Annotated in this window: 15 protein-coding genes; 2 read left to right on the top strand and 13 right to left on the bottom strand. The window is 69.7% G+C overall.

Going from position 1 to position 14,741, the window contains the following annotated elements; translation table 11 throughout:
• Positions 1–203: 203 nt before the first annotated feature.
• The 4 genes from AB0D59_RS41440 to AB0D59_RS41425 all read right to left on the bottom strand — a co-directional run bounded on the left by AB0D59_RS41440 (position 204) and on the right by AB0D59_RS41425 (position 3,143).
• Positions 204–965 carry an SDR family oxidoreductase gene (locus tag AB0D59_RS41440; RefSeq protein WP_362576444.1) on the bottom strand — a complete coding sequence of 254 codons (762 nt, stop codon included), beginning with the start codon at positions 963–965 and terminating at the stop codon, positions 204–206.
• A gap of 42 nt (positions 966–1,007) precedes the next feature.
• A complete protein-coding gene (fabG, locus tag AB0D59_RS41435; protein WP_351706229.1) occupies positions 1,008–1,769 on the bottom strand; it encodes a 3-oxoacyl-ACP reductase FabG in 762 nt (253 codons plus the stop codon).
• Between the two features lie 151 nt (positions 1,770–1,920).
• Complete coding sequence (locus AB0D59_RS41430) at positions 1,921–2,337, bottom strand: DUF3037 domain-containing protein (protein WP_362576480.1); 417 nt, start codon at positions 2,335–2,337, stop codon at positions 1,921–1,923.
• 29 nt (positions 2,338–2,366) lie between these two features.
• Positions 2,367–3,143, bottom strand: coding sequence for a HipA family kinase (locus AB0D59_RS41425; RefSeq protein ID WP_362576443.1), 777 nt, complete (start codon positions 3,141–3,143; stop codon positions 2,367–2,369).
• A gap of 572 nt (positions 3,144–3,715) precedes the next feature.
• Between AB0D59_RS41425 and AB0D59_RS41420 the strand changes: the two genes are divergently transcribed.
• Positions 3,716–4,693, top strand: a complete 978-nt coding sequence (locus AB0D59_RS41420; RefSeq protein WP_362576442.1) for an aldo/keto reductase — start codon at positions 3,716–3,718, stop codon at positions 4,691–4,693.
• Between the two features lie 70 nt (positions 4,694–4,763).
• Here the strand turns inward: AB0D59_RS41420 and AB0D59_RS41415 are convergent, their stop codons facing one another.
• Entirely contained in the window at positions 4,764–5,495 is a 732-nt protein-coding gene (locus tag AB0D59_RS41415; protein WP_362576441.1) for a serine/threonine protein kinase, read from the bottom strand.
• Positions 5,495–6,766, bottom strand: a complete 1,272-nt coding sequence (locus AB0D59_RS41410) for a cytochrome P450 (RefSeq protein ID WP_362576440.1) — start codon at positions 6,764–6,766, stop codon at positions 5,495–5,497. The genes AB0D59_RS41415 and AB0D59_RS41410 overlap by 1 nt, the downstream gene beginning before the upstream one ends.
• Before the next feature lie 181 nt (positions 6,767–6,947).
• Here AB0D59_RS41410 and AB0D59_RS41405 point away from each other — a divergent pair, with 181 nt between their 5' ends.
• The gene (locus tag AB0D59_RS41405) at positions 6,948–7,763 is read left to right on the top strand and encodes a phenylalanine 4-monooxygenase (RefSeq protein WP_362576439.1); all 816 of its coding nucleotides are present in this window, start codon (positions 6,948–6,950) and stop codon (positions 7,761–7,763) included.
• A gap of 5 nt (positions 7,764–7,768) precedes the next feature.
• On the opposite strand, the gene AB0D59_RS41400 is transcribed toward AB0D59_RS41405, so the two are convergent.
• The 7 genes from AB0D59_RS41400 to AB0D59_RS41370 are packed head-to-tail and all read right to left on the bottom strand — an operon-like array spanning position 7,769 to position 14,702.
• On the bottom strand, positions 7,769–8,725 hold the full coding sequence (locus AB0D59_RS41400) for an amidohydrolase family protein (RefSeq protein ID WP_362576438.1): 957 nt from the start codon (positions 8,723–8,725) through the stop codon (positions 7,769–7,771).
• A gap of 6 nt (positions 8,726–8,731) precedes the next feature.
• Entirely contained in the window at positions 8,732–8,992 is a 261-nt protein-coding gene (locus tag AB0D59_RS41395; protein ID WP_351734061.1) for an acyl carrier protein, read from the bottom strand.
• On the bottom strand, positions 8,982–9,968 hold the full coding sequence (locus AB0D59_RS41390; RefSeq protein ID WP_362576437.1) for an amidohydrolase family protein: 987 nt from the start codon (positions 9,966–9,968) through the stop codon (positions 8,982–8,984). Before AB0D59_RS41390 ends, AB0D59_RS41395 begins: the two co-directional genes overlap by 11 nt.
• A complete protein-coding gene (locus AB0D59_RS41385; protein ID WP_362576436.1) occupies positions 9,965–11,473 on the bottom strand; it encodes an AMP-binding protein in 1,509 nt (502 codons plus the stop codon). Before AB0D59_RS41385 ends, AB0D59_RS41390 begins: the two co-directional genes overlap by 4 nt.
• Positions 11,470–13,173 (bottom strand): aminotransferase class III-fold pyridoxal phosphate-dependent enzyme, encoded by a 1,704-nt coding sequence (locus AB0D59_RS41380; protein WP_362576435.1) that lies wholly within the window; start codon positions 13,171–13,173, stop codon positions 11,470–11,472. The genes AB0D59_RS41385 and AB0D59_RS41380 overlap by 4 nt, the downstream gene beginning before the upstream one ends.
• A gap of 3 nt (positions 13,174–13,176) precedes the next feature.
• Complete coding sequence (locus AB0D59_RS41375; RefSeq protein ID WP_362576434.1) at positions 13,177–13,824, bottom strand: GNAT family N-acetyltransferase; 648 nt, start codon at positions 13,822–13,824, stop codon at positions 13,177–13,179.
• A gap of 17 nt (positions 13,825–13,841) precedes the next feature.
• On the bottom strand, positions 13,842–14,702 hold the full coding sequence (locus tag AB0D59_RS41370) for a fatty acid desaturase (RefSeq protein ID WP_362576433.1): 861 nt from the start codon (positions 14,700–14,702) through the stop codon (positions 13,842–13,844).
• Positions 14,703–14,741 lie beyond the last annotated feature (39 nt).

Below are 14,741 nucleotides of genomic sequence, written 5' to 3'. Positions count from 1 at the left end.
GGTCGGCGGCAGACCATACCGCAGCGTTGTCCTCCTTGAACCGCCCCGGAAACACGGGCGTTGATCGAATGTGCTATGACGACGTTGTCATTCAGCTGTGCGGATCTTGTACGGCCGTCCGGGCGTCGTTTCCGTCGTTCCTGGGACGAAATGTCTGTGACGAAAACGACGCCCATAGGCGGTCCGGACGATCTGTGGTGCCGTCAGGCCACGCCGGCGTTGAGGAAGATGCCGCCGTCGACCACGAGGGTCTGGCCGGTGACCCAGTCGGACTGCTCCGAGGTCAGGAACGCGGCCGCGCCGCCGATGTCGGAGGGCACGCCGAGCCGCTTGAGCGGGTAGCCCGCGGCGGCCTCCGCCTCCCGGCCCTCGTACAGGGCCTCGGCGAACTTGGTCTTGACGACCGCGGGGGCGATCGCGTTGACCCGGACGCCCGGCGCGAACTCGTGCGCCAGCTGCTGGGTCAGGTTGATCATCGCGGCCTTGCTGATGCCGTACGCACCGATGAACGGCGAGGCCGACAGACCGGCGACGGAGGCGATGTTGACGATGGCGCCGCCGTTGTCCTTCTGCCAGGCGTGCCAGGTCTTCTGGGCGAAGCCGAGGGCCGAGACCACGTTGGTCTCGAACACCTTGCGGGCCACGTCCAGGTCGACGTCGGCGATCGGGCCGAAGACCGGGTTGGTGCCAGCGTTGTTGACCAGGAAGTCGACGCGGCCGAAGACCTCCATGGTGCGCTCGACGACCTCGCTCTGGTGGGCCAGGTCGTGGGCCTTGCCGGCGATGCCGATGACCCGCTCGGAGCCGAGGCTCTCGACGGCCTCCTTGAGGGCGTCCTCGTTGCGGCCGGTGATGGCGACCCGGTCGCCGCGGGCGATCAGCGCCTCGGCGACGCCGTAGCCGATGCCGCGGCTGGCGCCGGTGATGATGGCGACCTTGCCGGACAGCTCGGGCAGTTCAGTCATGTCGATGATCCTCGATAGTCCCTGGTAAGTCCTTGGTGCCCGCTAGTCCAGCGGTCCGCCGGCCACGTACAGCACCTGGCCGGAGACGAAGCCGGCCGCCTCGTTCGTGAAGAAGGCGATGGCGTTGGCGATGTCCTCGGGCTCACCGACACGCTGCACCGGGATCTGGGTGGCGGCGGCGGCCTTGAACTCCTCGAAGCCCATCTTCACGCGCTCGGCGGTGGCCTTGGTCATCTCGGTGGCGATGAAGCCGGGGGCGACGGCGTTGGCGGTGATGCCGAACTTGCCGAGCTCGATGGCGAGGGTCTTGGTGAAGCCCTGCAGACCGGCCTTGGCGGCGGAGTAGTTGGCCTGGCCGCGGTTGCCGAGCGCCGAGGAGGAGGACAGGTTGACGACTCGGCCCCAGCCGGCCTCGACCATGTGCTGCTGGACGGCCTTGGTCATCAGGAAGGAGCCGCGCAGGTGCACGTTCAGGACCGTGTCCCAGTCGGACGCGGACATCTTGAACAGCAGGTTGTCGCGGAGCACGCCGGCGTTGTTGACCAGGATGGTCGGGGCGCCCAGCTCCTCGACGACCCGCGTGATCGCGGCGGCGACCTGGGCCTCGTCGGAGACGTCGGCGCCGACCGCGATCGCCTTGCCGCCGGCCGCGGTGATCTTCTCCACGGTGTCCTTGCAGGCGGCCTCGTCGAGGTCGATCACGGCGACCGCGCGGCCCTCGGCGGCCAGCCGTACGGCGGTGGCGGCGCCGATCCCGCGTGCGGCACCGGTGACGACCGCGACCCGCTGCTCTGTGGTGGACATTCCTGTGTCTCCTCGCCCTTGAGAGAACTGATCGAGTGAGCCCGCTCACGGAGCCCGCCCTGCGGTGAGCGACCGCTTAGTACCTTCAGTAGACGTGACGCTAGAAGCCCTGGCACGCGGTGTCAACGTCACACCACGCGGGTGTGATCCATTACCTCACCAGGAGGTCCAGCAACCGCTCGGTCTCGGCCGCCGGATCGAGGGTGAGACCGGTGTGCACGGGGCCGGGCTGCACGACCGTCGAGCGGGGCGCCACGAGCCAGCGGAAGCGCCGCCCCGGGTCGTCGCCGGCCGCCTGCCCCGCCGCCTCCCCGCCCGCGCAGACGCCCTCGACCGCCCCGAGCGCGGCCCGCACCCCGGCCACGTCCGCGTCCGGGTCAAGGGCCAGCAGCCGGGCCTCGTCGAGATGGGTGCGGGCGCCGACGTAGGCCTTGGCCCGGCAGTAGACGATCACGCCCGCGTTGATGCACTCGCCGCGCTCCACGCGGGGTACGACACGCAGCAGGGCGTACTCGAAGACGTCCCGGTCGCCGCCCTGGCCGTCCCGGGTGATGTGGCGCTCGGTCACATGTCCGGCCACCTGGATATGGGTCTGGCTCACTTGGCTCCCTGGGTGCGGGGCTCGACGCCGGTGATGCGCTCATGGATGACGGCGGCCCGGGCGAGCAGCGGCCGGGCGTAGGTCCGCCGCAGGTCGTCGGGGGTGTCGAAGCCGGGCTCGTCGGCGAGCCAGACGTCGGGGATCTCGGCGGTGACCTCGGCGAGCAGGTCCTCGGTGACCCGGGGCGCCAACTCGGCTGCGGCCGCCCGGACATCGGGGGCGAATCCGCTCAGCGCGTGGTCGGCGGCGTCGTAGGGGCGGGCGGCGGAGGCCTCGGCGGCGGGCCAGTTGTGCTGCCAGATCATGGTGGCGCCGTGGTCGATGAGCCACAGGTCGCCGCGGTACGTCAGCAGGTTGGGGTTGCGCCAGGAGCGGTCGACGTTGTTGATCAGCGCGTCGAACCAGACGATCCGCCCGGCCTCCTCGGGGCTCACCGTGAAGGCGAGCGGGTCGAAGCCGAGGGCGCCGGAGAGGAAGTCCATGCCGAGGTTGGTGCCGCCGCTGCCCCGCAGCAGGTCCTGCACCTGCTGCTCGGGTTCGCCGAGCCCCAGCACCGGGTCCAGTTCGACGGTGACCAGACGGGGCATCCGGAACCCGAGCCGGCGGGCGAGTTCACCGCAGACGACCTCGGCGACCAGCGTCTTTCGGCCCTGCCCCGCGCCGGTGAACTTCATGACGTACGTCCCGAAGTCGTCGGCCTCGACGAGCCCCGGCAGCGAGCCACCCTCACGCAGGGGCGTGATGTAGCGGGTCACGGTGACCTCTTGCAGCATTTCCCCAGGCCACCCATCTCTTCAGCCTTGCAGTCCCACGGTCGAGCCGGGAGGAAGGCAGCAGCGGAAATCAACCGTCAACGGGCCTGGGAAGAATCCGGGGAGTTTCGACCGGCGTCCCGATCTCTCCGCTCCCCAGGCAGTCCGTCGATGGCGGTGCGCCCCTTGCTTCCGGCCTCCGGCATGAAGTGAGCATAGTAACCGAGGGTGATCGCAGGCGAGGAGTGCCCGAGCCACCGCGCCGACGTCATGACGGACTCCCCGGCCTCCAACGTGATCGAGGCACGGGTGTGCCGCAGCCCGTGGAAGCCGTCCTTGGGGGCCGCCTCCCTTTGCCAGGGTGTTCGCCCGCTCGGCGCGGGGGGATGACGCCGCTCTTCCGAGCCTTCAGAGCGACGTGCCCGAGGGGGGCGGCGGACGGCCGCATGTCGGCTGAATATCCACTCTGGTGCTGGATGGGACGCCTGGATAGCCTGATGGCCGTTTGTTCATCGCTCCCTTGACCAGCAGACAGTGTTGTGCACGCCGACCGGCGCATCGTCGCGGTGGAGTAGTGAGAAGCGGGAGTGCCAGTGAAGTACACGAACCTCGGACGCGCGGGCCTGATGGTGAGCCGACTGGGACTGGGGACGATGAACTTCGGCCCGGTGACTCCGGAAGCGGACGCCTACCAGATCATGGACCGGGCACTGGAGGCGGGCGTCACCCTGTTCGACACGGCCGACATCTACGGATGGAAGCTCGGGGAGGGGATCACCGAGCAGATCATCGGCCGGTGGTTCGAGCAGGATCCCTCCCGGCGGGACAAGGTCGTGCTGGCCACGAAGATGTACGGCCCGATGGGCCGCGGGCCCAACACCAACCGGCTGTCCGCGCTGCACATTCGGCAGGCCTGCGAGGAGTCGTTGCGGCGGCTGCGCACCGACCGTATCGACCTGCTCCAACTGCACCACGTCGATCGGAGCACCTCCTGGGAGGAGATCTGGCAGGCCCTGGAGATCCTCGTCGCACAGGGCAAGGTGCTGTACGTCGGCTCGTCCAACCACGCCGCCTGGCACCTGGTGACCGCCCAGCAGGAGGCCCGGAGCCGCAACCTCCTGGGGCTGGTCAGCGAGCAGTCGCCCTACAGCCTCCTGGAGCGCACGGTCGAGTTGGAGGTGCTACCCGCCTGCGAGGCGCACGGGATCGGCTTTCTTCCTTACAGCCCGCTGCAAGGCGGACTCCTCGCCGTCAGCCACGGACACGAGGGCAAGGCCGTCGGCCGCGCCGCGGAGCCGAAGACCCGCAGGTCGCTGGAGCGGCACCGGGACAAGCTGGCGGCGTACAAGAAGTGGTGCGCCGACCTGGGCCAGGACCCCTCGCGAGTAGCCCTGGCCTGGCTGCTGCACCAGCCCGCTGTGACGGCTCCGATCACCGGTCCGCGGACCCTCGCCCAGCTCGAGCAGTCGTTGTCGGCCACGCGGCTGAAGCTGACCGGCGAGCAACTGGCGGAACTCGACGCCCTGTTCCCGGGCCCCGGCGGCGCTGCCCCGGAAGCCTACGCCTGGTGAATCCGGGCCTGCCGTCCGGATCAGGTCGCCGGGCACCGGTGGCGCTTCTCGATACCGGGGCGCGGGTGGGTCAGCGTGGCCCCAGCAGCGCCAGATGCTCCTTCGTCACCAGTCCGAATCTGAGTGCCGTCGACACCACCGCCTCACGTTGCCAGTTCACCCGTACGCCTGTCCCCGGGATCTCCTCGTCCCGGACCCGCAGCTTGCGCCGGGCAAGGTAGTCGATGTGGAAGTTGACGGCGGACCCCGTGATGCCCCTCCACGTCCGCTGCTTCCGCAACCGCCTCACGATCTCGGGGGTGCTGGGGATCGTGGGCGTCGACGCGCCGCGCAGTCGCGGTTCGCACAGGGCGACCAGGACAAGAAAGTACTTGGCCCGCTCGTCCAGCGAGAACGCGGCCGGCTTCTGGTCGTCCGGGTCGGCCGGCTCGCCGACGTAGGCGGGCGGCTGGGCGGTGACCGTCAGTGAGGACAGCCCCCCGGCCGAGGGCAGTGCGAGCCTCGCCCGGGTGAAGGGGATCGGCATGTTCAGCCGACGAGGCGGCACGCGTACGTATTCTCCCTGGTCGTCGTCGTTTTGCACCACGTAACTGAACACCTGGCTCAGGTTGGTGACGAGCCAGTAGTCCGCGGTGGCCCGGATGCGCCCGGCGAGCGGCTCGGTGGCGGAGTCGTCGAGCAGGATGTCCACCGGTTCACCGACGGAACCGCTGCCGAAGGTGACCTCCTGACCGCTCTCCACGTCGACCGTGCAGGACGTGCCGCCGGCCGGATCGGCCAACTCGACGAGGAGGCCCGCCACTACGCCCGGTCCTCCGGTGTCAGACGCACCTCCAGATGCGCCAGCCCGTGCAGGAAGTTCGACGCCCGCCGGACGGGTTCGCCGGCCACCTCGATGGTGCGGACCCGGCGCAGCAGTGCCTCCAGCACACAGCGCACCTCCAGCCGGGCGAGTGCCGAGCCGATGCAGTGATGGGGGCCGGCCCCGAAGCTGATGTGCGGATTGGGGCTCCTGTCGATCAGGAACGTGTCCGGGTCGTCGAAGACGCTCTCGTCCCGGTTGCAGGACGGGAACCAGATCACGACCCTGTCGCCGCGGCGGATCCGAGCGGGGCCCAGGTCGGTGTCCTCGGTGGCGATCCGCATGGCGTGGGTGGGGGGCGAGGTCCAGCGGAGGATTTCCTCGGCCGCGCTGTCGACGAGATCCGGTCGTTCCTTGAGCCTCTCCCAGGCCCGTGGATGCTGCGCGAGGGCCAGCAGGGCTCCCGAGACGGCGTGGGGGGTGGTCTCCAGCCCGCCGTTCATCAGCCCGTCGCAGTTGAGGATGACGTCCTCGTCGCTCAGGGGCCTGCCTCCGGGACGTGCCTGTATCAGCGAGGTCACGATGTCCTGGCCGGGGCACTCGCGGCGCTGGTCGAGCAGGTCCGCGAAGTAGCCGAAGATCTCGGTGTGCGCCTCGGTGCGGGCGGCCCTCGCGGCCGGATCGCCGTCGCTGTCGTCGAACGCCCGGTCCGTCATCCGGGCCAGTTCCTCCCAGTCCTCGCCCGCGACGCCCATCATGTCGAAAAGCACCCAGGTGGGGATCCGTACGGCCAGTTCGGCGACCGCGTCGAAGGGGGTGCCGCGGGCCAGGAGCTCCCGCAGGGCGGCGTCCAGACGCCGTTGCAGCATGGGCCTGAGCGCGGCGACCGCCCTGGGCGTGAACCAGGAGGAGTGCGCGGAGCGCAGGGCCCGGTGGCGTTCTCCGTCCGACACCACGAGCATCCGGTCCGAGGCCGCCCGGACCGCGGCGGGGTCACTGCCCAGACGCATGCCCAGGCCGGACCTGAACACCGCGGGCTGTTTCAGCACCCGCAGTCCCTCCCCGTGGGTGGTCACCGACCAGACACCACCCTGGCCCGATTCGGTCCAGGCGACGGGATGGACACGGCGTGCCGCGCGCCAGATCTCCAGATGGCGGCCGTCGGTGTAGAAGTGCGGATCGGCCAGGTCGTCGGGTGCGCGGCTCACCTCCCACACGGGACTGCGGCCGATGTCCCCCACCTGAGCGGGATGTGTCACGGACTCTGTCACGGTGTCTCCTGAATATGTCGTCGTACCCGACCTGAATTTTTCGAGGATGGCATGGACTCGTTGAATGCGTATCATCTCTCGAAGACAGAATTATCTGGTCCGTGGAGGGGCGGTAGGGGCGATGGCTGACCGGGCGACTCTGTATTCTCCGTTGGTCAGGGAGGAGCAAGGAAAAGTATGGGTGGAGTTCTCTCCGGATCATCCCGGGTATCATGACCAAAAATACCGGGAACACCGTGCCCGAATAGCGAAGCAGGCGCTGTCCTACCGCCTCGGGCAACCGGTTCCGGTGGTCGGATACACCGAGGAGGAGCAGGGCATCTGGCGGCTGATCAATGCCGATCTCGCCATCCGGCACGAGCGTTACGCGTGCCGGGAGTATCTGGCGGCGGCCGACCGGCTGGCCCTGCCCAGCGAGCGGATTCCCCAGCTCGGCGAGGTGTCCGAGGTGCTCAGGCGGGAGACCGGATTCGTGTTCGCGCCGGCCGCGGGGCTGGTCGGGATCAGGGAGTTCTACGGGTCCCTGGCGAGCCGTCTATTTCTGGCCACGCAGTACATCCGGCATTCCTCCTTTCCGCGCTTTTCGCCGGAACCGGACATGATCCACGAGATAGTCGGCCATGGTACCCACCTGTGCGACCGGCGCTGGGCCGAGATGTACGAGCTCTTTGGACGGGCGGTGCGGCGGCTCACCGGCCAGGCGGCGGTGAAGGAGGTGTCGCGGGTTTTCTGGTTCACGGTGGAATACGGCCTTGTGCGGGAGGACGGGAAGATCAGGGGCTGCGGCGCCAGTCTCTTGTCCTCGCCCGGCGAGATGGAACACTTCCACAATGCCGAGATCAAGCCACTGGACCTGCCGGCCATGATCGGGCAGGAATACCAGGTCGAGAAATTCCAGCCGGTTCTCTTCTGCGCGGACTCCTTCGCGCACCTGGAAGACTTCCTCGGAGATTTCCTGACCACCGTGGAGGATCGGGAAGCGGTGCCGTCCACCTGAGCGGGTCACCCTCGGCCGTCCCCGGGCGGGGCCGGTCGGGGCCGGCTTTCGGGCGGCAGCAGCCGCCGCAGATTGCCGTGGAGGATCAGCTCGCGCTCGCGCGCGGGCACCCCCGCGAACACTCTCTCGCCCTCCAGGACCTCGGCCACCAGACGCTTCAGCCCGCCCGCCATCCGGCCGAGCGGCCAGTCGGTACCAAAGACGATCTTGTGGTTGACGCCCAGCCGGAACAGCCGGTTCAGATGACCCGGCCAGTCGTCGATCGTCGGGGTGCTCGCGAAGCCGCCGATGTCGAGGTACACGTTCGGACGGTGCGCGGCCAGGGCGCCGGCCACGTCAACGTGCGTGAGACCCGCGTGCCCCAGGATGAAGTCCACTCCGGGGAAGAGCCGGGCCGCCCGGTCGATCAGCAGCGGGTGAGCGGGGGCGAAGTCGAGACTGCCCGCGGTGGGTCCGGTGTGCACGAGCACCGGCAGCCGCCGCTCGGCGCAGATCTCGTAGTACGGGTACAGGCGCTCGTCCGAGGGCGAGTAACCGCAGGGCGGGTACAGCTTGAGCCCCTCGAAGCCGTACTCGTCGATGACGCGCGCGAAGCCCCGTACCCCCTCGGGGCCCCGGCGCGGGTCCGCCCCCATGAAGACCCGGAACCGGCCGGGATGGCGCAGTCGGATCGCGTGGTGCTCCCGGGCCATCTCCTCCCAGGTCAGCGGCGTCTCCATCCGTAGGCCGAAGTCGGGGACCAGGAGGACGGCCCGGTCCACACCCGCCATGTCCATCTCGGCCACCAGCCCGTCGGCCAGGTGGTCCTGATGCTGCGTGACGTACCCCTCGACGATCCGCGCCAAGGAGGGAGCCTCGCCCCTCGCCTCCAGCCTGCGGTGGACGTTGCGAGCGACGTCCTCCAGGAACCGCCGGGGGATGAACCGTGTGGACGCCACATGGCAGTGGCCGTCGTAGAGCACTGATCCTCAGCCCACGCAGTGCCGCACCAGGCGGCGGATCGACGTGCCCTCGACCGGGTCGAAGGAGGCGAAGTCGAACGTGGCGCCCGTGCGGTCCTCCAGGTACGCCACGAGTCCGACCAGGGCCATCGAGTCCAGCAGGCCCGTCGAGCTCAGGTCGGTGTCCGCGTCGACGTCCCCGTCCAGCTCTCCCTCGTTCCAGTTCACGACCCACTCGATCAGGTCCTGCTCCAGGTTCTTGTCGAGGGGCTTGGCTTCAGCGTCCATGTCCGTCTCCCGGTCCGTCTCCCGAGGCCTTCGCCAGCAGGCGCAGGCCGTTGCCGCTCGTGATCAGTTCTCTGCTCGTCCGCCGCACGCCGTCGAAGACGGCGGTGCCCTCCGCGAACTCCTTGACGAGACCGCCCAGCGAGTCCGACATCCGATAGGAGGGCCAGCACGTGCCGAAGAGGATCTTGTGTTCGAGTCCCTGCCGGAACAGCCGGTTCAGGTGCCGCTGCCAGCCGTCCGCGCTGAGCACGGAGTGGAACTGGCTGATGTCCATGTGCACGTTGGGCCGGTGCGCGCACAGGTACGACGCCTCGTCGACGTGCGTGACGCCGCCGTGCCCGAGGACGAAGTCCACCGACGGGAAGTCCCGGGCGGCCTCGTCGATCAGCAGGGGCCGGCCGAACGTGAAGTCGAGCGGACCCCAGCCCGGCCCGGTGTGGCTGATCACCGGCAGCCGGTAGCGGGCGCAGATCTCGAAGTACGGGTACAGCCGCCGGTCGCTGGGCGAGTACCCGCACAGCGGATAGAGCTTGAGGCCCGCGAAGCCGTACTCCGTGACGCACCGCTCGAAGAGGTCGAGGCCGTCCTGCCCCGCCCGCGGATCCACCCCCCAGAACACCCTGAACCGGCCCGGGTGCCGCCGGCTCACCCGGTGATGCAGTTGGGCGAGCTCCGGAGGGGACAGCGCGCAGTCCGCCACGTGCGAGAAGTCGGGGGCCACCATGAAGGCGAGGGCGATCCCCGCCTCGTCCATCTCCGCGACCAGCCGGTCCGCGTCGTCGTCCTGGTAGAGGGCGAACACCCGCTCGCGGACGCGGTCACGCCGTACCGCGTGGCCATGGGCGGCCATGCGGTGATGGGCGTTGTCCGCCTGGTACTCGATGAAGGCGCGGGGGATCGCCAGCTCACTGCCCAACTGCACCTGCGCGTCCAGGAACAGGTGCCGCGGCCCGCCAGCCGCGCTCGCCGCCGTCATGCCGGGCGCCCGCCGGCCGCCCTCGGCGGGCTCTGCCCGGCCAGCGCCTCGGTGAAGAAGTCCGCGGCGCGCTGCCGGCTGACCTTCATGTTGCCGGTCATGAACCGTGGGTCCGAACGCAGCGGCTGGGCGCTGAACACGACCGACATCACCCGCTGGTAGGGCTCCAGCGTCTGATTGACCTCGTGGATCCGCCGGCGGACGGCCTCCTGGGTCTCCGGTCCGTCCGGCGACGGGGTGACGATGGCCCCCAGCCGCTGGGACTGCGCAGTGGGGACGACGAGCAGCTCCGCGATCCCCTCCACGCCGGCGAAGAACGCCTCGATCTCCGCGGGGTGCACCTTGCGCCCGCTGCCCAGCGCGATGACGTCCTTCTTGCGGCCGAGGAGCGTCAGGAAACCGTCCTCGTCCAGCCTCCCGTAGTCACCCGTCACGATGGAGCCGTCGGAGCGGAAGGTCTGGTCGGCGGCCTCGCCGCCGGTATCGAAGTATCCCGTGCTCAGCGGGGCCGGCCGACGGATGATCAGCTCCCCGTCGGACAGCAGGGTCACGGCATCCGGGTCGATGAGCCTGCCGACGCTGCCGATCCGGTGGGCATGCTCCGTGTTCCAGGCGATCATGCCGGACTCGGTCATGCCGTACGCCTCCAGCAGCCGCACGCCGCCGTCCCGGAACGCCTCCAGCGTCTCGCGCCGGATCGGGGCCATGCCGGTGATCAGGAAGCGGATCCGCCCGCCCAGGAAGTCCCCGAGCGACGCGCCGCCGCCGGACTTGCGGTACAGCCCCAGGGCCGTGTCGTAGAACACCGGCGGGCCGATCAGGAACGTCGGCCGCTCGGCGGCGATCGCGGCGAACACCCGCTGGAAGGGCGTCAGTACGAGGTCGGCCCCGGTCCACAGGCAGCAGTACAGCGACAGCCGCTGCTGGTAGTTCGACAGCGGCAGGAAGATCAGGTGCCGGTCCTCGGCCGTGACGGAGAAGGCGTCCACGAAACGGCCGATGACGTACTCGGTGCCCTTGCGGCTGATCCGCAGGCCCTTGAGCCGTCCCGAGGTCCCGGAGGAGTAGACGAGGCTGTGCAGGTCCTCGGCCTCCTCGTGCCGGGCGGTGACCGGCACCGCCTTCTCGTCCGGCGCGTCGGACGGCCCGATCACATACGGCCGGCTACCGGCCGCGTCGTCGTCCGTGATCAGCAGGGCCAGTCCGTGACGTGCCGTGAACTCCTCGACGTCGTCGAGCGCGGTGTCGTCGGGGAACGCCTCCAGGACGGCGCCGCACAGGAGGACCGCGAGATCCCAGGCGGCCCAGTCCAGACTGTTGTGCGCCCGGATCCCGACCACATGGCCGGGCAGCACACCGGCGGCGCGCAGCTGATCGGCCCGGGTGACGGCCAGTTCGTACAGCTCGGCGTGGGTGAGCGTACGACGTCGGCCCGCGGTGTCGATCTCGACCACCACGGCGGACGTGTTGCCGCTGTACCGTTCGGCGAGTCCGGCGAGGTTCATGCCCACTGTTCCTCCGCATGCGCGATGAGTTCCGAAAGCCGCCGGGCGGCGAGAAAGCCGATCCGGCCGGCGACCATGTCCTCGTAGGCGCCGCTGCCGGTGTCCCAGTCGACGCGTATCTCCACGACCGACCCCGTCTCGTCCGCGAGCGGCCGTACCACTGCCGAGCGCTGGAGCCGGTCCCACAGCCAGCAGGGCTCGGCCCGCAGCAGCACCCCGTCGGGACGGATCTCGGTCTCGTCCGCCCAGACGACGCGGTCCTCGCCGAGCATCCCTGCGAAGTCCGGGTCGGTGTGCCGGCCGGACGCCGCCGCGGCCTTCGCGTCGGGGTGCGCGGCGAACGGGTCCAGCAGCCGGGGGGCGGCCCACAGCGCCTCCAGCGCCTCCTTGGGGCGCACTCCGGGCAGTTGGACCTCGCGCACCAGTGGCGATCCGGCCGCCGTGGCCGCCGGCCCGGTCGCGCCCCGGTGGTCGCTCACCTCGGCGAGCACGCCCAGCAGGACGTCGAGACCATGACGGAGTTCGTCCGGCGAGATCACCATCGGTGGCTGCACCCGCAGCACCCTGGTGTTGTAGAGCGAGTACGTCGAGGTCACGCCCTCGGCGAGAAGCCGGCCGAGGACCAGTCCGACCAGGGATTCGTCCCGCAGCTCCAGGCCGTGCATCATCCCGATGCCCCGGTGCTCCACGATCAGGTCGGGGTGGTTCGCCGCCGCGGCGGCGAGCGTCTCGCCGATCACCCGCCCGGCGTCCTCGACCCCGGTGAGGAACTCGGGCGCCGAGGCGACGGCGATGGATTCCAGCCCCACCCGGCACGCCAGGGGGTTACCGCCCAGGCTGGAGCCGAAGGACGACGGCAGGGTCTTCAGGACCTCCCACACCGCCGCGGTGCCGAGTACGGCGGACAGCGCCAGGATCCCCCCGCCGAACGCCTTCCCGATGCACAGCAGGTCCGGTGTCACCCCGAACCGCTGATGGGCGAAGAAGGTGCCGCACCGGCCGAAGGCGGTCTGCATCTCGTCGAAGATCAGCAGGGCGCCGGCCCGGTCACACACCTCGCGCACCCGCACCAGGTAGTCCGGCGGCGGCACGATCACTCCGGCCTCCGCCTGGACCGGCTCCAGCAGTACGGCGGCCGTGCCGCCGTCGACAGCGCCTGCCAGCGCCTCGATGTCACCGAAGGGCACCTGTGTGAACGCCTCGGGAAACGGGCCGAACACCGCGCGGTGCTCGGGACGGCCGGACGCGGCGAGGGTCGCGAAGGTCTTGCCGTGGAAGCAGCCGTGGGCGCTGACGATGTTCGCCCTGCCGGTGGCGGCCCGGGCCAGCTTCAGGGCGTTGTCGATGCTCTCGCCGCCCCCGTTGGCGAAGTAGGCGTAGGGCAGGGCGCCGTCCGTGAGCTCGGAGAGGCGCTCGGCGAGGCGGATCGACACCTCCTCGAACATGATCTTGGTGCTGTTCAGCACCGAGCTGTCCAGCTGCTCGCGGACGGCCGCGACGATCCGCTCGTGCGCATAGCCGAACGACTGGTTGCCGTACTGGTCGAAGAGCGCGAGGAAGGACCGTCCCCGTTCGTCCGTCACATGGCTGCCGCGGCCGGGCCCCTGAATGCCGCAGCCCATGACGAACGACATCTTCGAATAGGCCGGATGGTTGTGGGCGGCCTTCGCCTCCGCCAGTTCCTGACGCCGTGTCCGCACGGCTCACCTCCCTGCCGCGGGGGCCGGAAGGCCGCCTGCGTAGGTGTCGTAGTCCCCGAAGAAGTACTGCAGCCCTTGCACGGCGCGTCCCTCGGGGGTTCTGGCCAGCCGCACCGCGTGGTCGATGTCGAGCATGCCGACCACGCTCAGCGGAGCCCCCCGGAAGCGGGTGTCCGGGTAGGGCCTGCCCACCGGCACGAACCCGAGCTGCGTGTAGAACGACCGCAGGCCGCCGGAGTCGTCCGCGAAGAAGTCCCCGAGGACACGTGTCACCCGGTGCTCGCGCACGCTGTGGACCAGCGCCTCACGCATGAGCGCCATGCCGATGCGGTGGTGGCGCACCTCGGGCAGGGTCATGAGGTGCCCGAACTCCACCAGCCGGTGCCCCGGACGGATCTCGGCCAGGTCCACGACGTCGTCGCAGGGCAGCCCGGCGGCCGTGTCCGGGACCACCTTGATGGTGCCGACCGGCTCCGCGTCCAGGCAGCCGAGGATGTATTCCGCCCGGTCGTCGAACCGGTCGAACGTCTCGGCGGTGTCCGCGGCGTCGACGAGACGTCCCTGGTCGTGGACATAGACGGAGTCGCGCAGCCGCAGTACCGCCGTCCGGTCGGCGGCCGACCGTACGTGCCTGAGGGAGAGGGATCCCATTGCCGATGCCTTCCGGGTCACTTGCGCAGCAGTCGGTAGAAGAAGTGGCCGTAGCCGGAGTGGAAGTACCGCAGCCGGTCGCGCACCAGGACGTGAGCCTCCGGAAGCCGCTCGATCGGCAGGTTGGGCAGCAGATGGTGCTCGACGTGGAAGTTGTTGCCGTTGGTGAACCAGTACATGAACCGGTTCGACCGGATGGTCCTGGTGTTCGCGAAGGCATCCTCGTCGAGCGTCTCGCACCCGTAGTGCTCGGGCAGTTCGATCGCGGCGTGCACCGGTGCCGCGACGAGGACGAGCGGCAGAGCCCACACCAGGACGACGACCGGCCGGTCCAGCGCGAACGACAGCACGGTCATCGCCACGAGCGCGGCCAGGGCGACGAGATGGTCACGGCGGATACGGCGCGAGGTGGTGGCGGTCTCGCCCTCGAAGTCCCGGCCGCGCAACGACTTGAACAGGTTGCGCAGGAACAGCGCGTAGTGGTGCAGCATCGAGAACCGCACGAGCCAGTTGAGCGCGGTACGCAGCCGGTTGCGGTCCTCCTCGGCGCCGTACTGGTCGCCGTAGTCGAAGAACTCCCGGTTCAGCGGGGTGCCGAGATACCGGTGGTGGCGCAGATGCGTGACCCGGTACGCGGCGAACGAGATGAGCATCGGCACGCCCAGCGCCATCCCCGCGACCGTGTTGGCCCGGTGTCCGCGGAACCCCAGGCCGTGCAGCGTCTGGTGCTGGAGTTCGGCGGCGTGGGCGAACATGCACCCGGTGAGCACGATGCCCGCGCACCGCAGCCACAACGGCTGTTGCAGCGCCGCCGTGATCCCGGCCGCCGTCAGTACGGCGCACAGAGCGAGTTTGAGGGAGAACAGCCTGCCGTTCACCTCGACGCGTAAGCGTTTCAGCGAGGCCCGCAGATCCTC

Origin of the sequence: Streptomyces sp. NPDC048417 (assembly GCF_040651615.1) — a bacterium.
Taxonomy (GTDB): domain Bacteria; phylum Actinomycetota; class Actinomycetes; order Streptomycetales; family Streptomycetaceae; genus Streptomyces.
The sequence above is the reverse complement of the archived record's forward strand: the minus strand, read 5'-3'. Positions and strand labels throughout refer to the sequence as shown.

Bases quoted from the DNA above. Each gene is read 5' to 3' on its own strand.
- AB0D59_RS41395 (WP_351734061.1), bottom strand. From the start codon at position 8,992: ATGGACGCTGAAGCCAAGCCCCTCGACAAGAACCTGGAGCAGGACCTG.
- fabG (WP_351706229.1), bottom strand. From the start codon at position 1,769: ATGTCCACCACAGAGCAGCGGGTCGCGGTCGTCACCGGTGCCGCACGC.
- AB0D59_RS41390 (WP_362576437.1), bottom strand. From the start codon at position 9,968: ATGACGGCGGCGAGCGCGGCTGGCGGGCCGCGGCACCTGTTCCTGGAC.
- AB0D59_RS41375 (WP_362576434.1), bottom strand. From the start codon at position 13,824: ATGGGATCCCTCTCCCTCAGGCACGTACGGTCGGCCGCCGACCGGACG.
- AB0D59_RS41385 (WP_362576436.1), bottom strand. From the start codon at position 11,473: ATGAACCTCGCCGGACTCGCCGAACGGTACAGCGGCAACACGTCCGCC.
- AB0D59_RS41425 (WP_362576443.1), bottom strand. From the start codon at position 3,143: ATGCTGCAAGAGGTCACCGTGACCCGCTACATCACGCCCCTGCGTGAG.
- AB0D59_RS41440 (WP_362576444.1), bottom strand. From the start codon at position 965: ATGACTGAACTGCCCGAGCTGTCCGGCAAGGTCGCCATCATCACCGGC.